Below are 20,166 nucleotides of genomic sequence, written 5' to 3'. Positions count from 1 at the left end.
TTTTTGTGTCAGTCCAGCGAGCCCTTGCGAGACTAGGAATCTAATAGCAGCGCTCTGAGTGGTTAATGAGATAATTTAGACCATGAAAAGCTAGGATAGAAGATCCCACATCATGTCCCATCGTCGCTGTACAAGGTGACGAAATACAAAAGATGCCACTCGCAGTTAAACGAGCGGCATTAAACCAAGCAGCTCGCCTTTTAACAAAGGAATTCCAGTAAGAATCCAGTAACCAGCGTATTCTTCCTTCAACTAGAAACACCGTTCACAACCACCATATAAAAACCATTCAACTTCATTTGTAACAATCTAGGTTTCAAAAATAGGAAATCATTGCTGAAAAAGTTTACCGCGTTTTGTGTTGCTATCTATGGTTACAATGTTTGAGACATCAATGCCTTTAAACCAAGCAACACAAAAGCGGCACCGATATGAACAGCGAAGCGAAACAACTATTTTCTTATCTATGTCAGCGATACGATGCGCTTTCTCAAGAGCTTGAGTCTCGCCCTTTTCCTGAATTTTCTGAGACTATTACTCATCCTCTTGGGCACTGTTTAGTCCGTTGCCCAGCAGGTAGCCAACGCTTTTCTATTGTAGCAGTCAACTTTGCACCCTCCGTTCGCGGGCAAGGCGTGCTTACTGCATTTATCGACTACATCAAAAGCAATCCTTACCACTACCAAGGTGTTGAGGTTGCAATCATTGAAAACAAGAACTTAGCTAAACGGCTTTTGTCTCTTGGCTGGAAGTACAAGTCCCTGTTTGGCAAGATTTTCTTCGCTAGCAAGCCGACCCTAGTAAAGGACTTTCAGTCTGCGTAATAGTTATTACGAAACCGCATCGACATCCAAAGTAAAACCATCACTCAAAATCCGTAAGCATGTTGAAAAAAACTTGGCGATCTTCTGCAGTACTTCCTCGATGAGCAGTGTATTCAACGTGCGCGTCTGCGCTGGCTTTTGGGGATAGATTGATGCCCCATAACGCATTAATTTGGTTTGGTACGATGGAATAACGCATATCAACAATTCGCATTTCATTATTCGGATCCGTCGCTACAAAACCGTTTGAAAACCAACGGAAACGTTCGATGTCTCTTGCTTGTTGCGATTGCGGGTTTAGCCACGGAAATTGCTCTTTTATATTTAACTTTGGAGTTGATTCGCCAGGGTAAATTTTTATTGAACGCCCCACCCTTACGGCATCTACATAGTAGCTCTCTTCCGTTTCATAAATTAGTTTCCAAACCAAAAGATTGCTAAAGCTTGGTTTGGCTTTTAACTGTATAGCGTTGTGTTGTCGCTCTTTGACGATTTCCCAACCAGCTGCTTCTGCTCTATCTCGTTGGATCATTCCAAGGCTTAGGTAAGCCAGACACCATAAAAATGCAATGCGGGCATAGTTTGGGCTTCGCTTCAGTGCAGCAAACAAAAGCAATATTAAAATAGGGAGTGTGAACGCGGGGTCGATTACCGAAATAGTGTTCCAAGCATAACGCGTGTTGCTTATCGGCCATAGAAGCTGTGTTCCATAACTGGTGCATGCGTCTAATAACGCATGGGTACTATAACCAAGCGCGCAGTAAAACCAACTCTGCCGGAAGCTTAGTCCTCGCTTTTTTGCGAACAATGGATACAACACCAAAGCACAAATGAAACTACCAAACGGGATAAACAAGAGCGAGTGAGTAAATTGGCGATGGTATTCCAAATACAGCAAAGGATCAGTTGAAGAACGGATGAGCACATCTAAATCCGGAGCCATCCCAGAGACCACGCCCAACACGCCAACAACTGCAAGGTTTCGCTTGTTGCTCACGGCCAGTGGCAAAGCTGCACCCAATAAACCTTGCGTTAACGGATCCATCGTTCACTTCCTTTAGATAGATGAAGCTCAGCTGGAAAGCGTACACGCTCAATAGTCGGTTCCAATTTAAAAACCAGAAGGTTCTTCGACATAAATTATCCGCATTTAAGTGGAAAACAATACACGACTTAGTCATGCATTTGCTTGTTTAGCAACAAACACCTTGATTTAGTGTAAGAAGGAATCACGCCGTTCGCTAGTGAACGAACAAATCTGAGTCTAGGCTTGTTTGGTATTTCAAACCCGAAGGTTTATCTGACGCGAAAAAACAAGGCGAACCAAATGGCTCGCCTTGTTTCTAATTTACTGAACGATAAACGACAGGTGTTTAGTCTTGAGGATTCTCTTTCGCGTTGATTTCAGCGTAAGTGTGTAGCAGCTCCGTCAATGTTTTTACCCACGCAAAAACATCCGAAGGTGCATTTTCGATTAGTTTTTCCACTAGAGCACAGTGTGTTTCTAGCGTGATGGCCTCTTCCAAACGGAATGAGATCGCGTAGAAATGCCAAAGCACCAATCTCGTCATTCGCTCGCTATTTTGCTTTGCGTTGTCTGAGTCATCAAACGCTTGTTGAATTTCACTCAGTGCGATTGCTGTCATGCGTAGCATTGCATCAAGACGTGCAGACAACATGCGGTCTTCACTATCCACTTCTTCTTGATCAAAAGTGAACAGCTCATTCATCACGTCTTCTGGCACCATTTTACTGATCATACGAGCACTAAACTCTTCCAGCTCATGGCGAGGCATAGTTACAAGACAATCGAAGGTGTAATCACGAAGCATAAAATCACTCTAGGTTAGAAATCAATTTCAGCCTCGCATTCTAAATATTGAAATTTCAATTGCCAGTGTTAGTTTCTATCCATCTACGCAAAACTACAAAACACCGTTGATTGCAATACCAACACCAATCCGCTGCTGATTATGATCATAGTCGATCAAGCTCTTACCATAACCCGCTGAGTATTGTGCGTACCCCTGAACTTTGCCCCAAATCGGAAATGACACTCCCAGTTCTGCAAAACCCTTATGTGTTTGAAAGTTCTGGCGACCTAAAAAGGTAAACTCGTAACCATTCCACTTGTAAGCACTCGATAGCTCAAAGTGTCCCATATAGTCTTCGATATCCGGGTTATCATCACCTTTGGGATCATTAGGCGATGTCTTTTCATCTTCAGGTATACGCCACCAAGGCTGGATAGAAACCGCAAAATTGTCTTTTGCAAAGGTTACGTTGGCATAGACACGGTTCCAACTGCGCGATAGCTCCTGTCTCTGACCGTTAGACTCATGTTCAATACCAAAACCTAACCAAGTCGAACCATCAAGTGGTTTCCAGTCAGTTGGGGTGTAGTAAAAAAGCTCTGGACGATAATTGGTTTCACGGAATGGACGAGATGCTGCACCCGTATATACCTGCCAAAATGATTTAAGAGTCATTCCAAAAAACAGACCATCGCCATCAAACAACAAGTCATCATAGTTCATTGGTACTTTAAAACTGATTTGGAACTCCGCCTCTTCCTTACGCAGTTCATCGCCGTATTTGGTGTCGGCATACGCGCGTTTATTTACACGATCACTGTATGTAAACGGAAGAATATAGTTAACGCGATGCGCGACCAGACTAAACGGTTCGAACGCGTTTTCTCGTTCTGATTCCAAACGCTTGTCGACCAAACTTTCCTGAAGTTCTTCAGGCTCTTCAATTTCTGGATCAGCGGGCACTGTGCTGGTTACTGTGTCAAGCTCACACTGCGCGCGAATGCTCTTTATGGTTTCTTCACCTTTGCTTTGCTTTGCTTTATTTTGTCTAGCAAACATAAATCATAAGCACTGGCTGTTTCTCCCATCGCAACTGGCGCTGCCAATAAACTCAGTATTGATATCCCTGCCACTTTTGAAGCCATCTGAAACCCTTAATATTCTTTATGTCAAACCAGATAATTTTAGTTTTTCTTGGTAAACCGCTTGCCATTCTGACGTTAAGGCAATGTTAAATGTCCGCCGACTTTACGTCTTGGATAAATGCAACAGACTTTAGACATATCGGTCAACTATGATCAAAGCGCAAAAAACAACCAAGAGTTGAGCATCATAGATAAAAACCACTCGTTTGCATGATGCTCATTTTATCTATGCAAAATACTGGCTCGTAACTTTGATTGCAAACCCGGCAATGAATAAACCCAAACCATAACCCAAATGCGCCAATGTGCTAAGAAAACGGGCTTTCCAAGGTGTTGGGGTTTTACTCGCAGCAAAACCAAATCCTAGACAAGGTTGAATGACCAAAAATGGGAAGATCAACGTTACCACGCCTGTAATTAAGCTAGGCATTAGACTGGGCTCTACCAACCAATGATGACCAAAAACAGTAACGTGAGCCAAAGCGAAAGTAACGCCGATGGCATAATGCAAAAACCAGCCCAGTGACTTTTCTCCCGGCATCGCCTCTGACGCCATAATTGGCGCATGCATAAACTTTCCTTGGGGCATGTACAAAACCCAGCGCGCAACCAACGCATAGTTTAATGAAGGAATACCAAACACTCTCCTTTGTAACCATGCCCATAAATCCATTATCAAAGTGGCACCAATCCCTATTAGCACCGCTTGCAATCCCATTAAAAGCAGCATTTTTCTCTCCTCAAGTTTTTGATTTGTTAATGTCTTAGTTGCATGCTACAACTTAAAGCCAACTTGAAGTCAATGGGGAATAATATGGATATTGCAGAAGTGGTTAGAAAATCAGGATTGCCGACTTCAACGCTCAGGTACTACGAACAGCTGGGGTTAATTCGCTCGATAGGAAGGAATGGATTGAGACGCCAATATTCACCAGAGGTACTCAATACACTCAATTTAATTAGTTTGGGGCGTATCGCTGGAATATCGCTTAACGAAATGGCAGAAATGTTGAATCAATCAGAAGTTTCAAAGCCATATATCGATCGTGACTTACTAACGAAAAAGGCACTTGAGATTGATGAGCAAATAAAACGTTTGAAAGCGGTGCGAGACAGCCTAAACCATGTTGCCACCTGCCCTCATGAGTCACATATGGACTGTTCTTCATTTCAGAAGCTTATGAAGGTCGTAAAGCGTTATGTCCCCCAAAAGCAGAGATAAACCGCTCTCCCTACCGTCCTATTCTTGATTTACAAGGAAGTAACTCGCGGTTGTGAGTTACTTCCTTTCATATTACTTAGCTTGCGATTTTACGTACTTCTTCACTTTTTTCATCGCCATTTTTTGCTTTAACGGTGAAAGGTAATCAATGAACAAGTTACCAGATAGGTGATCAATTTCGTGCTGCATCACAATCGCCAAGAACTCATCGCTCTCGATTGTAATCGGGTTGCCATCACGGTCTAGTGCAGAAACAACAACTGACGTGTAACGCTCTACATCTGCGTAGTACTCAGGAACAGATAGGCACCCTTCTTGACCAAGTGCTTTGTTTTCTCCGCTCACCACTTCTGGGTTAACCAAGATTAAAGGGTCATTGCGTTCGTCAGAGATATCGATGACAACAACCGCCTCTTTTCTGCCTACTTGGGTTGAAGCTAAACTGATACCATTGCCCGTTGCGTAAAGTGTTTCTAGCATATCGTCTATCAGCGTTTGTACTGTCGATACATCAGTGACTTTTTCTGCTTTTACTTTAAGCCTTGGGTCTGGAATGGAGAGAATTTCGAGGACTGCCATACTTACCTTTCATATCTATAAATCGTAATTCGTGGCGAATTATACACACGTTTCTCGATACATAAACCTGCTAAGCTATCTTGCGCACAAGGCATAAACCATTAACTCAAACGACAACACAATCAATGGGTTTGCCTTTTAGACAAAAAATCCTATAAACAGGAAACTAAAACGCCAGCACATTATGGCTGGCGTCTTGTCATGATCCTAATTGAATCGTTTGTTGTATTTTATCTACTGACTTTCCTTGGCTTTGAGTAATACTCTAATCGCCATTTTCTCACCACTTTTTAAAATTAAGTAGGCGATGCCAATCGTTATTAGCATTATGATAGCAATAAAAATACTTACCCCACCGAGCTCAGATAATAAATAAAACGGAGAAATATCTAACGACATTAAGATAAGAGAGAACACTACCAAACTTGCTAAAGTCCACAGTAAAACAGCATACCATCTTGTTTTTGATGGCATTACATCTCCAGTCTTGTAGCCGAAGTAATAACCAACACTCATGGCTGGGATTAACGTGCTAAGAAAGCCTGTACCACTCATTTCTATCCCAACAATATATTCAATGGCCAACAGCAATGCAGCCCAACAAACGGACGCCAGACACAACAGAGACGTAACAAGAAGTACCGATGGTGGCTGGTTTATTTCTGATTCTGAATAGTTATTTTTTAATTCCACTTTCATTTCTTTCCATTTATTTGAATAAAATAAGCGTTTTAGATCATGCTTCCGCTTGGACAACCTAGAGAAACAACACCACAAGAAATACAACTTGTAGCTTTTTAAATAGTTTTATTTTCATTTAACCTAGATTCCAACTAACTGTTATTTTTAATAACTAAACCCTCTCTCTCAAATTGTATATTCAATAAGCTTACTCATATGGACCCAGTGCAACCATGTTAATACGTTCTATGTATCAGAAACAATTCATTTATTTCCAATGACACTAGTGAGATCATGCGACGTGATTGGAATCTCACTTAAGTTTTCATGGACCTATAGCGCTGAAAATTGAAGCCTCTACCTGTCATAGAATAAAAAGCCGTCAAAACCAGTTGGTTCTGACGGCTTTTTATAAGTGCCCAGGGATCATTACCTACACAATTACTGCTTGAAGCTTATCTAGTGACAGACCTAGATAGCTAATAGTCATCCTTGCTATCGGAGGACTTTATCGGCTTTTACGCGGACTTTAACTAACACATCACCATCGACCAACCTAAGGTCGAATATTGGTGAATGTCGCGATGGTGACTCCATCACTTTGTGACGACAACGATTTTACGTCTGCGCTAAAGTAATACGGATTAAGTGGCATTTTGCTCTCTGATGGTCGTGCGTAGTAAAGCTTGGCAGGCTGTTTTGCCATTTGTTGCGCGTACAAATACCCGACCAACGCATGTTCAAACTGGTGGTAACCATTTCCCCAATGGAACGCTTTGGTTGATTTAGGGCTTAGACCGACGCCTCCATATTGATGATCCACCCATGCATCCATAAAAGTGGGTAACGTGTATTGAAGCGTTTCTTTCATCGAACCATCAACAAGGGAAACTGTCATTGCCGCTTGATCAAGCTCTGCCCATTCCCAAGACGAGCTATAATGCTTATATGGTCTTGATTGCCAAGCAGGGATGCTCTCTTGCGTCCATTTACTCTGCCATTCTGGTGAGAAAAGCGCTTTGACTTGCTCAAAGTTTTGCTGGTATTGCGCTTGTTTAAGCGTGTGTTTCATTCCTTTGAAACCAAACTCTGTCCACTTTGAATTTTCCAACAACTGACCTGTCAGATACGTCATCCAATACGCCTTGATGGTGTGTCCAAAATCATTGTGTTTCGCATCTGGCATCATTACCGCTTTGTGGTGTATCGCGCCATAAAAGCGCTGCTCTTTGACGGAATGGTAGTTATCTATCATCACTTGCGTCAGCCATTGCAGATCTTGCTTCCACTTGGCTTGCGCTGGCGGTGGTAAAAGTGGCGCCGTTAACAACAGATAGCCATTGATCTGGTCAAGTTGAGCGACTAGCTCTTGCTGCTTCGCACTTTCCCCATCACCGTCTTTCAAAACCCAAGCCAGACCGCGATCATCGCTTCGTCGGTATTGTTTAAATATAAACGCTTGCTGGTCGATGAGCGCTTGTTCGACCTTTGGATCTTGAGTCAAGTAGTAATACATCGCCAAACCCACCAAGGCGTAAGCTTGGTCTTGAGAAGTTCGTTGTTGCCACTCCATCCCCGGTTTCCCACTACGCGTAAAGCTCACAAAGCCGCCGTTTTTCTCATCTTGTAGATGATCAATCAGGTAATAAGCCCCTTTCTTTGCCAGCTCTAATGCTTGCTTGTCACCCGTAAGATGAAAAAGCACGCCATAAGCGTAAGTTTGGCGCGATTTCATGCGGGTGTATTCGCGATCGAAGTGCGGGCTAATCCACCCTTTGTTTAATTCTCCACACGGCTTTTGTGGGTCGAGAATGACACCGTTATCACAACGAAAAGTCGGAAAATTCCCCGCAGGTTGTCCATGCGCGCTTTCCATCATCCAATATGGGGCTAGGCCATTCGTCACATGGTTTAACCAATCATCCCCCGAAGGCAGGCCTACATCAGCAAAGCTGCTCATGCTCGTCGTTGCGAGCAATAAGGTAAGATATTTAAAAGACATAACACTCAATTAAGTTATTGAATTTTATCCAGTATAAATAACTCCCTTTACGCATATTGTTGTCGTGCTCACAATAGCCTTACGCATTTGTTTGCATCAATCATCTTTCAGCCTTGTTCGATGACTGAGCCGAGAATAAACGCTACTCTGTCTTCGACTGACATTTTGGGCACTTCGATCAATTGATAACCAAATTTGTGATAAGCGTTGACCATCTGTTGATACGTAGCCACCGCTTCAGAAAAGTCTTGCTTTCGCTCTTCGTCGTTGCTGAATATCGACGTCCACGGTGGAAAAATGAATGCTTGAGAATGATAACGAAGCGTCTGGCAATGCGTGATGAGCTCATGCGAGATTGGCAGTTGTTCCAACTTACTGTAGCCATATACGTCCACAATACTGCGATCAAAAAACACATTCCCTTGGTGGACATTGAAAGCTCGGTAATTGCTCACTTCTGCCTTCATCATTTCGTCTCGAAAAGCTTGTTTGTCATTCCAAGGTAATGCTGAACCGTGATTGGCAACCTGCGTTTGTATTATTTGACGGCCGGTTTCTGGCGCGCAGATAAAACCTTGTGTTTTTAGCTGTTCGATTACCGAAGTTTTCCCTGCACCGGGACCACCAGAGAATACGATGAGTTTATTCAAAATTGTTTCCTTATTTTTTGTTTGAGTGAAGTAATGCGTGTACAGCCAAGAAAATGGGCATCATCTGGCGTTTGAAATTGGAATTTGGCACGCCAGCGTTAAGCGAGATCGGTAGTGGGAAATTTGGGGGAATAGAACTGAGCAGTGAAGAGATTTACAAAGTAAGAACCGAAACGACGTGTTCATCGGTTATGGAAAACGGAGGAATGCTGAGCGAAGCAAGCTCGCCCAAAATACTGGGTTGGGAAGTGGTGCGATTGGTTCTGATGGTTAACGCGTCAATTGGATATCTATATCAAGAAAATGGCACCTAAGCCTAAGAACGCAAAGAAACCGACGACATCGGTAACGGTCGTCAATACTACCGAGCCAGCCACGGCGGGGTCAATGTTAAACTTCTTCAACGTGAATGGTATCAACGTCCCCGATGCCGCGGCCGCCAAACTATTGAGGAAAATTGCACAACAGATAATAAGCGCCAATGGCCAAGAGTCAAACACCATGTAAACGACACCCGCGATCACCAATCCCATAATTAAACCATTAATGGTGGCGATTTTTAATTCCTTATTCACCAATAGCTTCAAGTTACTTTGGTGCAAGTGGTTTAGTGCGATACCTCGAATGGCCACCGCTAAGGTTTGGCTACCCGCGATGCCGCCCATGCTCGCCACGACAGGCATTAAGATCGCAAGCGCAACGACTTGCTCGACCACATTATCAAAAAGCCCAATGATGGCGGAGGCTACGAAAGCGGTCAGCAAGTTAATCACTAGCCAAAGTGCTCTTAACCTTGTCGCCACGCTTAATGGTGTGAACAAATCTTCTTCGCTTCGTACGTTTTCTGCCACTACAGCTTGTAGGCTGAGTTCGCGCAACGTAATCGCGATGGTCGCCATCGACAAGACGCCCATAATTTTGCCACCAGCCATGATAGGAAACCAATGTGCTCCACCATCAATCGAGACTTGTTTGCTGACGCTTTGAATCGTTTGAATATCTTCTAGAATTGGCGTAACTACGGTCAAGTCGGTAAGTTTGATATGATTTTCGTGCAGCAACAGGGTTTGCGGCTCTATCGTACCAATCACACCACTCGCATCACGCACAATAATCAACCGCACTGGACTTTGCCCACGTTTTAGCAGCTCGGTTTTGATGCCTCCTACGCTGTTTTTAGGGTTTGCGACCAGAAAGTGAGGCTCGGCATAACGTCCAACTTTGTTGTCTTCATACGACAATGCTTGTTGGATATGCGCGACAGACTCTTCACTTTGATCAATAAGGTATTCATCTACAAATTCGGTCGGTAGAAAGTCTGCAAAGATGATCAGTTCCGAATCCGTGATGTACGCTAAGCGTTCATGTTGCAGCTCTTTGTTGAGTGATTGATGAATGTGCTTGGCGGTGTCATATCGCAGCAAATTTAATACCGTCCAGTACTTCTCTGGCGGCACCGCTTCTATCACGCGTTTACGATAAGCAATGTTGACCGACTCCAAAATGTTCGCGATTTGCGCTTCCTGATAGTCTTTCAAAAAACCGAGGTCTTCGGTCGACTCTATCGCTTTAATGATCTCGGCAAGCAAATGAGGCACTTTGCGATTAATTTGTAATTGGCTGGAATCTATCATTACTTTTACCTATAGCTTTCACTACCACATTCGCCGCATTGACGATATGTGCTATCCGAAGGCATGAATTCTTGATGTTAAAATTCTAGGCGATAGTTGACTTAATTGCGGAATTTATATTTCGCTCGCAGAAACAAAACGCCTCTGCATCAGTTCATGGTATAGACTTGAATGTGTGTCAGGCTCATTCGCCTTGTTTGATAATGGAGTAATCAATGGCACCTGTATTTTTTCTGACTCAGCAGGCCGCCTTACCAAGTCGTAAGGTGCTTCGTAAAGTGATTCAATTTTCGACAGCGCTGGCTCAGCCTATTGTAGTTTTAGTGGAAGACCATCGCCGAAGTGAAGATCACGCATTCGCTCATTTTCTCAGTTTCAACTCTTGCCATATAGAAAAAAGACAAGCTGAGTTTGAAGCTTGGACCTTAAAGTTCAACGCATTAATTGTCGAACTTTGTGAAGAAGAAGAGCTTGAAACACCAAAGCTCTCTTACGAGCATTTCAAAGGGAGCCATTGGGTTGAGCAAGTTGCGAAACGGCTTGTTGACCACACTGACTTACTGCTCGTGGGACACTTTAACAAACACGAGATTCAAACGATGCTCACAGAACTAGCACAACAAGATTGCGACTTGTTGCTACTGAGTGAGCGGTCATGGCCTTCTCACGCCAACATGCTTTGTGCAATCGACCCACTTCATCGAGGGGATGAAAAGTCGATAGTAGATAAAGCCATCGTCTCGCGAGGCTCAAAATTAGAACAAACCTTAAGCGGGAAAATGACGCTCGTTTACTGCCGATACGTCGCACCATACCTCTCTCGCTATCGTGCAGAGATATTAAGCAATCAAAAAGCAGGCATTACAGACTTTATTAGTGCGCAAAAGTTAACGCGAGTTCCATTACTATTACCGGAAGGAAACCCTGAAACGGCGTTACCAAAAGCAGTTAAGCAATCACAAGCAGCGATTTTGATTATGGGGGCATGTAAACGAAGCATGTCATCTCAATTTTGGTCTGGCAGCACTGTAGACACGTTACTTGACCAACCACCTTGTGACCTACTGTTGGTCAACAGCTCCAAGGGCTGACTAGGTATTCCCTATTAACCAACCCTTTCAATACCAAGCGCAGTTATTGGCTCTTTACACCTTCTAACTGCGCGGCTTCATGCTCTGCGTTCAAGGCTTGTTTCTGCTGCTGTTTTATCTCATCCCAACTGCGTCCCGACTCAATCGCAGATACACGCTGATCGTATTTGTTGCAGGCTCTTTCGAGTACTTTCTCAGGATCTATACCCTTTTCTCTTTCCAGCGCTTTTAATACGTTAAGGTAGTTCCACAACACATCGCCTAACTCGTCTTCCAAATGACAAAGGCGATCCTCACGAATCTCTTCGCGGACTTCATCAACTTCTTTGCCAATGGCCTCCAGATAAGTCTCTACGCCTTTAAACCAAGTGTTGGTTTGGTCATATTGAGATTTTCTCGTCGCAATTGCATACAGCTCATCAAATTTCTTCATTGCCTCTCCGTAGAACACGTTTTTATTTATGCCTTTTTAGGACGAATAAACTTCCCTTTAGCCGTCACTCTAACTTCGCTATTGACCCGCAATTGAGCCACCAGTTGATATATACCGCGTCGTTCACCTTCACAGTGTGCAGTAATCGTGACTCGATCATCTAACTGAATAGGTGCATGGTAGCGCACATCCAACTGCGCCGTAAGGGCTTGAATGTCTCTAGATAACAAACAATGCGTCATTGCACCATCGAGAAGCGAACTGGCAATACCACCATGCAACAGGTCTGTGTAACCTTGATGACGCGGTAAAACGTGAAACTCTCCGACAACAGAACCATCGGCTAGGTATTGGTAGTTCACGGACAAAGAGTTCGGATTCACATTAATTGAAGAACAAACCGCACATTGATGATGAGATTCGTGAGTGTAATGACAATAGCTGTTTGTAGACATGATAGTTACTCGGTTTCTCAAAAGAGAAATTAGCATATGCCAACAATTAAAAAGAAACGGCGAGTAATCTTTGTTTGCATGTTGCAGGGCCAGCAACCTCGCTTTTCATAACACTAAATAATCATTTTAATAATTAACGATAATTTTCAGTTTATTTAGAGTGGCGATATGGTTTGCATAGTGATTACGCAACGTTATGAAAAGGCGACTTATGAAGTTTCTCCACACGATGATCCGTGTAGCTGATCTAGACAAATCTATCGAATTTTATACAAAAGTTCTGGGAATGAGTGTTTTGGATCGTTTTGAAAACCAAGAATACCGTTACTCACTGGTGTTTGTTGGTAACCCTGATCAACCAGATGGCGCGACCATCGAGCTAACTTATAACTGGGATACCGACAGTTACGACTTGGGTAACGCATTCGGACACATGGCACTGGGGTCTGAAGATATTTACGCCGCTTGCGAAAAAATCAAAGCGCTTGGTGGCAACGTTACTCGCGAGCCAGGTCCAATGAAAGGCGGAGAAACTCACATCGCGTTCATTAAAGATCCCGATGGTTACCAAATCGAACTCATCCAAACTCACAAATAACGAGGTTTCCTATGACAGACGCATTATTTCAACCCATTCAACTTGGCTCTCTCTCATTAAAAAACCGTATCGTTATGCCTCCGATGACGCGCTCTCGTGCTTCTCAACCAGGTAATATCGCTAACTACATGATGGCGACATACTATGCTCAACGTGCTGAAGCGGGCCTAATCGTTGCTGAAGGCACACAAATTTCGCCAATGGGTCAAGGCTATGCATGGACACCAGGCATTTACAGCCCAGAGCAAATTGCTGGTTGGAAAAAGGTAACTAATGCGGTGCACGAGAAAGGCGGCGTTATCTTCGCGCAATTGTGGCACGTTGGACGTGTGACTCACCCTGATAACATTGGCGGTGAGCAACCTATTTCTTCTTCTGCGCTAAAAGCAGAAAACGTGAAAGTATTTGTCGATAACGGCACAGACGAACCGGGTTTTGTCGACGTGGTTGAGCCACGTGAAATGACCAAACAAGACATCAAGAACGTTATTGAAGAGTACCGCCAAGCCGCACTAAACGCGATAGAAGCCGGATTCGATGGTATCGAGCTTCATGCAGCGAATGGCTACTTGGTTAACCAGTTTATCGATTCTGAAGCGAATAACCGCACCGATGAATACGGTGGCTCCATTGAAAACCGTCTGCGTTTTCTTAGTGAAGTGGTAGAGGCGATGACGCAAGCTATTGGCGCAGAGCGTGTTGGTGTTCGTCTTGCACCATTCACTTCGTTAAATGGCACCGTTGATAGTACGCCAGTCGAAACCTACACCGCCGCTGCAGCGCTGCTTGATAAACTCAATGTGGTTTACATTCACATTGCAGAAGTGGATTGGGACGACGCGCCAGACACTCCGCACGACTTTAAAACCGCAGTTCGTGAGGCGTATAAAGGCACACTGATCTATGCCGGTCGTTACAACGCAGAAAAGGCGCAACACGCGATTGAAAGTGGTTTAGCCGACATGATTGGCTTTGGCCGTCCGTTTGTTGCAAACCCAGACTTACCAAGCCGCATCAAGCATGGCTATCCGCTGGCAGAACATGACCCTGCCACATTGTTCGGCGGCGGTGAAAAAGGCTTGGTGGACTACCCTGCGTATCACGCGGGTTAATTCATCTACGTAAAGCTGATTCGTAACTCGCGACAAACCAATAGCGAAACCAAAAGAACCTTGCTCTTCCCCCTGTGACACCAAGATGCAGGGTTCTTTTTAGGCAAGCCACCAGAATTAACGTCTTTGACAAGATGTACAACCTCGACACGCAGAGCGCGTCGTTTTACTGAGCAAACTGCGTTGTACTTTACAGTAAGCATTCTTTAAAGCACGACGACCTGAAAACCAATCATCCGGTTTAGTGAGGATTAAGTAGCCGTGAAACCTCTTAACCAACTCGGTTCGATTGTTTTCGATAAATCGGCTATCAAACTCGATGTCGAAGTAATTCAAAGCCTCTTCGATACAAGTAAAGCTGGCAATTTTTTCCTGAATCGTATTCTCTGTCATCGTTTCTTTAGCGTAATCATTTTCAATGAAGTCTAAGTGCCTCGCGCTTTACGTTCTTTGATTTAGCGCTTCTTAAGATCATTCTTTATGGGGTTTCCATATTGAAATTCAATTTGGGAATTCGTTAACCCACCTAGCATTTTCATTTTGACAATCACTTTAAGGCACTGATTTAAATAAACATTATTTCTGGTTCATATTTTGCTCTACTTCATTAAACGGAATGTTGGAGCAACACGATATGACTTACAGAGCAGAAGTAGACGGATTAAGGGCGATTGCTGTCACGTTGGTGATTTTGTTTCATGCAGGAGTTGAGCAATTCGCTGGTGGCTTTATTGGCGTCGACGTGTTTTTTGTGATCAGCGGCTATTTGATCACCACCATCGTGATTAACGACTTAGAAAACCAGAAGTTCAGCCTTGGTGATTTTTATGAGCGACGCATTCGTCGCATACTCCCCCTCTTACTGGTGGTGATCGCCGTCAGCTATTTGATGTCTTGGTGGCTATTTTTGCCGCAAGCACACAAAGACGTTGGTCAGTTTGCAGTATCTTCCATTCTTTCCTCATCCAACATTCTTCTGTATTTGAAAGGCCACAATTACTTCGGTTTAGAAGATCAAGCCAACCCGCTGTTCCACACATGGAGCTTGGGCGTTGAAGAACAATACTACATTGTCATTCCTTTGCTACTCATGCTACTCGCTCGTGGCAAAAACGCGTTTTACCTGACTTTTTTTATCACGGTATTTGTGCTGAGTTTGATGACTATTGTCTACGCGAGCAACGATCCTGATTTCGCTTTTTACATGATCTTCTCTCGCGCTTGGGAGCTGGCAACCGGTTCATTACTCGCATTAGTGATGAGAAAAGTCCAAGTTCAATCTAACGATACTCTAGCAACCATTGGCATCGTTTTGATATTGGCTTCCGCGCTTTTGTTTGAAAAATCGCAAGATGGCGCGGGCATTACGCTGCTGGTGCCGGTCATCGGTAGCGCGTTGGTGATTTTGTTTGCCTCTAAAGGCAATGTCTGCGGTAGATTACTGAGCCTAAAGTGGGTCGTGTTCGTCGGCTTAATCAGCTACAGCTTATACTTGTGGCACATTCCATTATTTGTCTTTTACCGCTACGTGTTGGACACAACACAAGACGTCAATATCCCGCTTTACGTTATCGCTCTTTTTGTACTGTCTTACTTCACTTGGCGCTTTATTGAAAAGCCGTTCCGTAGCCGAAAAGCCATGAGCATGCGCACTGTGTCCGCGGTTATTGTGTTGTTGACGTTGCCCTTGCTAACGCTCGGCGTTATCGGTCATCAAAACGGTGGTTTTCCAGAAAGAAGCGCATTTTTCGAGGCCATGCGCGTTAACAACGGTTATGGTTTAGATTGCAACGGCAACACCAACGTTAACGATGTGTGCTCGTCTGCGCCGCAGCCCGCCATCGCTGTGTTAGGCAATAGTCACAGCATGGTTTACGTGAAGCGTCTATCTGAAGTAACACCAACTGGCGTGGTGCAACTTACTCAAGATTCCTGTGCGGTCGGTTATGTCGACATCCTAGAAGCTGCTGGCTCAATTTCTTGCCGACAGTTCTTCAATGAGGCTGTCGATACAATTCTAAGTACCCCTTCCATTCGTCGCGTTGTTATCTCTTCTAATTTCAATAAAGAGCTTTCACAAGCCGATTATGAAGCATCATTAACCAAATTATTGAATGAACTGAAAGGAAAGGAAGTGGTCGTTTTCGGTCCAACCCCTTCTGCACCGTTTGCGGTAGGAGAATGCCTTTGGAAAGCGCGTTTGTTTGGCGAGACAGAAGAGTCTGCCTGCGACTTTTCTCCCAAACAACATCACCCTCAAAACGTGGCGAAGTTAGTGAACTACTTTGAGCAATTTGAGCACGTTGAGTTTGTCGACTTGACCGATGCCATTTGCAGAAATGGCGTATGTCGAATGAGAGTTGGAGCAAACAATGCGATGTATACGGATGACAGCCATTTATCTTACAAAGGTGCTGAGTTGGTGCTTGGGCATTACCTCAACACTACAAATGAAGCGCAACAGTTCACTTACGATCGACAATAACCAAGGAAATAAACTTTTATGCTTCAGCGCTTATCTCAGGTAAGCGCTGAATGCTTTAAAGCAAGACAAAGCTAGGCGTCTATTTGAAAATGCGCGGATCAAACGCGAAATCGAGCTTTTCGGCTTTCTTGATGATCTCTTTCATTTTGGGATGATTTGGATTCACCACGTAGTTTTTATCACGAGGTGAAATCGTTGAAGGCACTTGCAGCGCGGCAAACTCTGGATGAGGATCATTGAGAAACTGATCACCAATGTACTGCGTAGACTCGCTCGCCGGTATTGCTCGCCACGTCACAGGGAGATCTTCTTCATCTAAGGTGGCGATGAGGTATTCTGGCATTTCAATACGATATAAATCGTAAAGTTTGGTGATAGCAGGATCGTTGTTTACGTGAACAAACACTTCCAACGAACAAAGGGATTCCGATTCAGAGAAGTAGAGGGCTTCGGTTCCTTTTGAGTTCCATCGCCCTCCAAATAACTTTGCGCCAACGGGGCTGAATGGCGTGTCAGCAAATTTCTTTTGTGTGAGACGATAGAGCTTCATATTACGAGAATACCCCGTGCTCTAAACGGCCGATCAAATCTTTTACGATTTCAAAATCCACCGTGGTCGAGACCATATCAAGTGGACGTTTTCCACCTAAGCCATACACATTCTCTCTCATCCATTTTAACGCGCGCTCTTCGTCGTCAAACAGTTCTGTCGCGAGTTTCAATAACATCGCTAATCGATAGATTGCATCACTTTCTTGCGTATTGAAGCGCTCATCGTTTTTTAGACGACGCTTGACCGTGCTGACAGGTATCAATGTGACGTTTTGAAACTCACTCTGAGAAAGCTTCACACGCTCAACAATATTGCGATACACCTTTGGCTCAAAGCCTTTGTGAACCGCATCAGTGCGACCTGTTTCAGCGTCTTCAATACCCAACATAAACCAGAAATTGGCTTTATGAGGTTGTTTCGGTTTGAAGCTTTTTAATGCTGCAGTTGCCATATCAAGCTCCTATGGTTCATATGGTCCAGTTATTATGGTTCAAATGAGCTTAATTTTCAATCAAAGTAACAATCAAAGTAAAAAGATAGGTAAAGAAAAAGGCGAGCTTTTCGCCCGCCTCTCTTACTTATTCATCAACCCATCTACCGACAGGCATCGTTTCACTTATTGCAAGTCAAAACGATCCGCGTTCATGACTTTCGTCCATGCGGCGATGAAGTCATGGATGAATTTTTCCTGATTATCATCTTGCGCATACACTTCCGCATACGAACGCAGGATCGAGTTTGAACCAAAGACAAGATCCACTCGAGTAGCCGTCCACTTCACAGCGTCGGTTTTACGATCACGGATTTCATATTGATTAGCACTCACTGGTTTCCACGTATATGCCATGTCAGTAAGGTTCACGAAGAAATCATTCGACAAAGTGCCGACTCGCTCAGTAAATACGCCCTCTTTTCCACCGCCGTAGTTACTGCCTAGAACGCGCATACCACCGATAAGTACCGTCATTTCTGGCGCCGTTAGCCCCATAAGCTGAGCACGATCTAATAAAAGCTCTTCTGGCTTAACCGCGTAGTCTTTCTTCAACCAATTTCGGAAACCGTCAGCGACAGGCTCAAGAACTTCGAATGATTCAACATCCGTCATCTCTTGGGTGGCATCACCTCGGCCTGGCGCGAATGGCACACATACATCATGACCTGCGGCACGCGCAGCCAGTTCAATACCTACGTTCCCAGCAAGCACGATAGCGTCTGCAACACTACAGCCCTCTTCTGCTGCTATTTTTTCTAACACCGCAAGAACACGGCTTAGACGTTCAGGTTCGTTCCCTTGCCAATCTTTTTGTGGAGCCAAGCGAATTCTCGCGCCATTTGCACCGCCTCGGCGGTCAGAGCCACGGTAGGTACGCGCACTATCCCACGCCGTACTTACTAACTCACTAATGGATAGGCCACTTGCTTCAATTTTTGTTTTCACTAAATCGACATCGTAGTCTGTCTTACCTGCGGGCGTTGGGTCTTGCCAAATAAGATCTTCGCTTGGCACATCAGGGCCGAAATAACATGATTTTGGTCCTAGATCGCGGTGTGTCAACTTAAACCAGGCACGAGCAAAAACGTCATCAAAGTACGCAGGGTCATTTTGGAACTTTTCTGCAATCTTACGATATTCAGGGTCCATTTTGAGCGCCATATCGGCGTCGGTCATGATTGGATTGTAGCGCTTAGAACCGTCTTCAACATCGACAGGCTTGTCTTCTTCTTCAATGTCGATTGGCTCCCATTGCCATGCACCTGCTGGGCTCTTTTTCAGTTCCCAGTCATACTTAAATAGTAGGTGGAAGTATCCGTAGTCCCATTGTGTAGGGTGTGTTGTCCAAGCACCTTCAATGCCACTCGTTACCGCGTCACGGCCAATGCCACGTGTTTTGTGGTTAATCCAGCCAAGACCTTGCTCATGAACGTCTGCTGCTTCGGGCTCTGGGCCAAGGTTTGCGGCATCACCATTACCATGACACTTACCCACCGTGTGACCACCAGCTGTGAGCGCGACGGTTTCTTCATCGTTCATTGCCATTCGCGCAAAGGTCACTCGCATGTCATGTGCTGTTTTGAGAGGATCTGGGTTACCGTCTACCCCTTCAGGGTTCACATAGATAAGACCCATCATTACCGCAGCAAGCGGGTTTTCTAAATCTCGCTCACCAGAGTAGCGGCTGTTATCAGCGTCACTTGTGGCTAACCATTCTTGCTCAGACCCCCAGTAAGTGTCTTTTTCTGGGTGCCAAATGTCCTCTCGTCCAAACGCAAAGCCAAAGGTCTTAAAGCCCATGGATTCGTACGCCATGTTACCGGCAAGGACAATCAGGTCTGCCCAACTTAGTTTGTTGCCATATTTTTTCTTGATTGGCCATAAAAGGCGTCGAGCCTTATCGAGGTTGGCGTTGTCTGGCCAAGAGTTGAGAGGAGCAAAGCGTTGGTTGCCTGTAGCAGCACCGCCACGGCCATCCGCAATACGATAACTACCCGCTGCATGCCATGCCATTCGGATCATTAAACCACCGTAGTGTCCCCAGTCGGCAGGCCACCAGTCTTGGCTATCAGTCATTAAATCTTTTAAATCTTTTTTAAGTGCTTCGACATCTAGCTTTTCCAGTTCTTCTTTGTAATTAAAGTCCTGACCAAATGGGTTGGTTTTGGAGTCGTGTTGATGCAGGATGTCTAAGTTCAAGGCATTCGGCCACCAATCCATCACCGACTTATCTGTAGATGTTTGCCCACCATGCATAACTGGACATTTACCTACCGAACCGCCGTTTGCTTTGCTCATATAATGCTCCTTCGTGTCGTGGTTGTGGTAACCACTCTTTGTTATTCAATAAATCGAATATCCACCTCAAACAGCGTAGTTCATACACACTTTTTTT

21 protein-coding genes and 1 pseudogene are annotated in these 20,166 nt (G+C 44.4%); 7 read left to right on the top strand and 15 right to left on the bottom strand.

Annotated features, from left to right (window positions below):
- Nucleotides 1-431: 431 nt before the first annotated feature.
- Nucleotides 432-824 (top strand): hypothetical protein, encoded by a 393-nt coding sequence (locus tag R8269_RS02955; RefSeq protein WP_005376463.1) that lies wholly within the window; start codon nucleotides 432-434, stop codon nucleotides 822-824.
- Between the two features lie 40 nt (nucleotides 825-864).
- On the opposite strand, the gene R8269_RS02950 is transcribed toward R8269_RS02955, so the two are convergent.
- From R8269_RS02950 to R8269_RS02935, 4 genes and pseudogenes are all read right to left on the bottom strand, one after another.
- Nucleotides 865-1,869, bottom strand: a complete 1,005-nt coding sequence (locus R8269_RS02950) for a metal-dependent hydrolase (protein ID WP_206969559.1) — start codon at nucleotides 1,867-1,869, stop codon at nucleotides 865-867.
- A gap of 328 nt (nucleotides 1,870-2,197) precedes the next feature.
- A complete protein-coding gene (locus tag R8269_RS02945; RefSeq protein WP_005388759.1) occupies nucleotides 2,198-2,656 on the bottom strand; it encodes a hypothetical protein in 459 nt (152 codons plus the stop codon).
- Between the two features lie 93 nt (nucleotides 2,657-2,749).
- Nucleotides 2,750-3,783: pseudogene (locus R8269_RS02940) on the bottom strand (phospholipase A).
- Nucleotides 3,784-4,009: 226 nt separating this feature from the next.
- Nucleotides 4,010-4,513: a DUF2938 domain-containing protein gene (locus R8269_RS02935; RefSeq protein ID WP_025767821.1), complete on the bottom strand. Its 504-nt coding sequence runs from the start codon at nucleotides 4,511-4,513 to the stop codon at nucleotides 4,010-4,012.
- An 84-nt stretch (nucleotides 4,514-4,597) separates the two neighbouring features.
- Here R8269_RS02935 and R8269_RS02930 point away from each other — a divergent pair, with 84 nt between their 5' ends.
- Nucleotides 4,598-5,005: a helix-turn-helix domain-containing protein gene (locus R8269_RS02930; RefSeq protein WP_031778925.1), complete on the top strand. Its 408-nt coding sequence runs from the start codon at nucleotides 4,598-4,600 to the stop codon at nucleotides 5,003-5,005.
- 72 nt (nucleotides 5,006-5,077) lie between these two features.
- On the opposite strand, the gene def is transcribed toward R8269_RS02930, so the two are convergent.
- The 4 genes from def to R8269_RS02910 form a co-directional block, all read right to left on the bottom strand.
- Nucleotides 5,078-5,584, bottom strand: coding sequence for a peptide deformylase (def, locus tag R8269_RS02925; RefSeq protein ID WP_318222449.1), 507 nt, complete (start codon nucleotides 5,582-5,584; stop codon nucleotides 5,078-5,080).
- Between the two features lie 234 nt (nucleotides 5,585-5,818).
- Nucleotides 5,819-6,283, bottom strand: a complete 465-nt coding sequence (locus R8269_RS02920) for an ABZJ_00895 family protein (protein ID WP_017635325.1) — start codon at nucleotides 6,281-6,283, stop codon at nucleotides 5,819-5,821.
- Nucleotides 6,284-6,821: 538 nt separating this feature from the next.
- Nucleotides 6,822-8,267 carry an AGE family epimerase/isomerase gene (locus R8269_RS02915; RefSeq protein ID WP_318222448.1) on the bottom strand — a complete coding sequence of 482 codons (1,446 nt, stop codon included), beginning with the start codon at nucleotides 8,265-8,267 and terminating at the stop codon, nucleotides 6,822-6,824.
- Between the two features lie 107 nt (nucleotides 8,268-8,374).
- Nucleotides 8,375-8,917, bottom strand: a complete 543-nt coding sequence (locus R8269_RS02910) for an AAA family ATPase (RefSeq protein ID WP_005376482.1) — start codon at nucleotides 8,915-8,917, stop codon at nucleotides 8,375-8,377.
- A gap of 53 nt (nucleotides 8,918-8,970) precedes the next feature.
- On the opposite strand from R8269_RS02910, the gene R8269_RS02905 reads away from it, so the two are divergent.
- A complete protein-coding gene (locus tag R8269_RS02905; RefSeq protein WP_005376483.1) occupies nucleotides 8,971-9,231 on the top strand; it encodes a hypothetical protein in 261 nt (86 codons plus the stop codon).
- Here R8269_RS02905 and R8269_RS02900 read toward each other — a convergent pair.
- Nucleotides 9,208-10,551: a magnesium transporter gene (locus R8269_RS02900; RefSeq protein ID WP_215810368.1), complete on the bottom strand. Its 1,344-nt coding sequence runs from the start codon at nucleotides 10,549-10,551 to the stop codon at nucleotides 9,208-9,210. The two genes, R8269_RS02905 and R8269_RS02900, sit on opposite strands and share 24 nt — an antisense overlap.
- A gap of 215 nt (nucleotides 10,552-10,766) precedes the next feature.
- On the opposite strand from R8269_RS02900, the gene R8269_RS02895 reads away from it, so the two are divergent.
- A complete protein-coding gene (locus tag R8269_RS02895) occupies nucleotides 10,767-11,642 on the top strand; it encodes a universal stress protein (RefSeq protein ID WP_215810367.1) in 876 nt (291 codons plus the stop codon).
- A gap of 43 nt (nucleotides 11,643-11,685) precedes the next feature.
- On the opposite strand, the gene R8269_RS02890 is transcribed toward R8269_RS02895, so the two are convergent.
- Nucleotides 11,686-12,075: a MazG nucleotide pyrophosphohydrolase domain-containing protein gene (locus R8269_RS02890; RefSeq protein ID WP_213886086.1), complete on the bottom strand. Its 390-nt coding sequence runs from the start codon at nucleotides 12,073-12,075 to the stop codon at nucleotides 11,686-11,688.
- A 26-nt stretch (nucleotides 12,076-12,101) separates the two neighbouring features.
- Nucleotides 12,102-12,530: a PaaI family thioesterase gene (locus tag R8269_RS02885; protein ID WP_215810366.1), complete on the bottom strand. Its 429-nt coding sequence runs from the start codon at nucleotides 12,528-12,530 to the stop codon at nucleotides 12,102-12,104.
- 211 nt (nucleotides 12,531-12,741) lie between these two features.
- Here R8269_RS02885 and gloA point away from each other — a divergent pair, with 211 nt between their 5' ends.
- Complete coding sequence (gene gloA, locus R8269_RS02880) at nucleotides 12,742-13,128, top strand: lactoylglutathione lyase (RefSeq protein ID WP_053303545.1); 387 nt, start codon at nucleotides 12,742-12,744, stop codon at nucleotides 13,126-13,128.
- Nucleotides 13,129-13,139: 11 nt separating this feature from the next.
- Nucleotides 13,140-14,240: an alkene reductase gene (locus R8269_RS02875; RefSeq protein WP_033906506.1), complete on the top strand. Its 1,101-nt coding sequence runs from the start codon at nucleotides 13,140-13,142 to the stop codon at nucleotides 14,238-14,240.
- A gap of 117 nt (nucleotides 14,241-14,357) precedes the next feature.
- On the opposite strand, the gene R8269_RS02870 is transcribed toward R8269_RS02875, so the two are convergent.
- Nucleotides 14,358-14,633, bottom strand: a complete 276-nt coding sequence (locus tag R8269_RS02870; RefSeq protein WP_017820985.1) for a nitrogenase-stabilizing/protective protein NifW — start codon at nucleotides 14,631-14,633, stop codon at nucleotides 14,358-14,360.
- Nucleotides 14,634-14,874: 241 nt separating this feature from the next.
- Between R8269_RS02870 and R8269_RS02865 the strand changes: the two genes are divergently transcribed.
- Nucleotides 14,875-16,725 (top strand): acyltransferase family protein, encoded by a 1,851-nt coding sequence (locus tag R8269_RS02865; protein ID WP_215810365.1) that lies wholly within the window; start codon nucleotides 14,875-14,877, stop codon nucleotides 16,723-16,725.
- A gap of 79 nt (nucleotides 16,726-16,804) precedes the next feature.
- On the opposite strand, the gene R8269_RS02860 is transcribed toward R8269_RS02865, so the two are convergent.
- From R8269_RS02860 to katG, 3 genes are all read right to left on the bottom strand, one after another.
- On the bottom strand, nucleotides 16,805-17,275 hold the full coding sequence (locus tag R8269_RS02860) for an RES family NAD+ phosphorylase (RefSeq protein WP_005376497.1): 471 nt from the start codon (nucleotides 17,273-17,275) through the stop codon (nucleotides 16,805-16,807).
- 1 nt (nucleotide 17,276) lies between these two features.
- Nucleotides 17,277-17,729 carry an antitoxin Xre/MbcA/ParS toxin-binding domain-containing protein gene (locus tag R8269_RS02855; RefSeq protein ID WP_005376498.1) on the bottom strand — a complete coding sequence of 151 codons (453 nt, stop codon included), beginning with the start codon at nucleotides 17,727-17,729 and terminating at the stop codon, nucleotides 17,277-17,279.
- Nucleotides 17,730-17,894: 165 nt separating this feature from the next.
- Nucleotides 17,895-20,069, bottom strand: a complete 2,175-nt coding sequence (gene katG / locus R8269_RS02850; RefSeq protein WP_005376499.1) for a catalase/peroxidase HPI — start codon at nucleotides 20,067-20,069, stop codon at nucleotides 17,895-17,897.
- Between the last annotated feature and the right edge of the window lie 97 nt (nucleotides 20,070-20,166).

Source organism: Vibrio sp. Vb0667 (assembly GCF_033391095.1).
Note: the sequence above shows the minus strand (reverse complement) of the source record. Positions and strands in the feature narration are given on the sequence as shown.

Excerpts from the sequence above, each read along its gene's own strand:
- R8269_RS02920 (WP_017635325.1), bottom strand. The coding sequence starts at position 6,283 with ATGAAAGTGGAATTAAAAAATAACTATTCAGAATCAGAAATAAACCAG.
- R8269_RS02890 (WP_213886086.1), bottom strand. The coding sequence starts at position 12,075 with ATGAAGAAATTTGATGAGCTGTATGCAATTGCGACGAGAAAATCTCAA.
- R8269_RS02930 (WP_031778925.1), top strand. The coding sequence starts at position 4,598 with ATGGATATTGCAGAAGTGGTTAGAAAATCAGGATTGCCGACTTCAACG.
- R8269_RS02895 (WP_215810367.1), top strand. The coding sequence starts at position 10,767 with ATGGCACCTGTATTTTTTCTGACTCAGCAGGCCGCCTTACCAAGTCGT.
- R8269_RS02900 (WP_215810368.1), bottom strand. The coding sequence starts at position 10,551 with ATGATAGATTCCAGCCAATTACAAATTAATCGCAAAGTGCCTCATTTG.
- R8269_RS02945 (WP_005388759.1), bottom strand. The coding sequence starts at position 2,656 with ATGCTTCGTGATTACACCTTCGATTGTCTTGTAACTATGCCTCGCCAT.
- def (WP_318222449.1), bottom strand. The coding sequence starts at position 5,584 with ATGGCAGTCCTCGAAATTCTCTCCATTCCAGACCCAAGGCTTAAAGTA.
- R8269_RS02860 (WP_005376497.1), bottom strand. The coding sequence starts at position 17,275 with ATGAAGCTCTATCGTCTCACACAAAAGAAATTTGCTGACACGCCATTC.
- katG (WP_005376499.1), bottom strand. The coding sequence starts at position 20,069 with ATGAGCAAAGCAAACGGCGGTTCGGTAGGTAAATGTCCAGTTATGCAT.
- R8269_RS02950 (WP_206969559.1), bottom strand. The coding sequence starts at position 1,869 with ATGGATCCGTTAACGCAAGGTTTATTGGGTGCAGCTTTGCCACTGGCC.
- R8269_RS02905 (WP_005376483.1), top strand. The coding sequence starts at position 8,971 with ATGGGCATCATCTGGCGTTTGAAATTGGAATTTGGCACGCCAGCGTTA.
- R8269_RS02870 (WP_017820985.1), bottom strand. The coding sequence starts at position 14,633 with ATGACAGAGAATACGATTCAGGAAAAAATTGCCAGCTTTACTTGTATC.
- R8269_RS02865 (WP_215810365.1), top strand. The coding sequence starts at position 14,875 with ATGACTTACAGAGCAGAAGTAGACGGATTAAGGGCGATTGCTGTCACG.
- R8269_RS02955 (WP_005376463.1), top strand. The coding sequence starts at position 432 with ATGAACAGCGAAGCGAAACAACTATTTTCTTATCTATGTCAGCGATAC.
- R8269_RS02915 (WP_318222448.1), bottom strand. The coding sequence starts at position 8,267 with ATGTCTTTTAAATATCTTACCTTATTGCTCGCAACGACGAGCATGAGC.
- R8269_RS02885 (WP_215810366.1), bottom strand. The coding sequence starts at position 12,530 with ATGTCTACAAACAGCTATTGTCATTACACTCACGAATCTCATCATCAA.
- R8269_RS02855 (WP_005376498.1), bottom strand. The coding sequence starts at position 17,729 with ATGGCAACTGCAGCATTAAAAAGCTTCAAACCGAAACAACCTCATAAA.
- R8269_RS02875 (WP_033906506.1), top strand. The coding sequence starts at position 13,140 with ATGACAGACGCATTATTTCAACCCATTCAACTTGGCTCTCTCTCATTA.
- R8269_RS02935 (WP_025767821.1), bottom strand. The coding sequence starts at position 4,513 with ATGCTGCTTTTAATGGGATTGCAAGCGGTGCTAATAGGGATTGGTGCC.
- gloA (WP_053303545.1), top strand. The coding sequence starts at position 12,742 with ATGAAGTTTCTCCACACGATGATCCGTGTAGCTGATCTAGACAAATCT.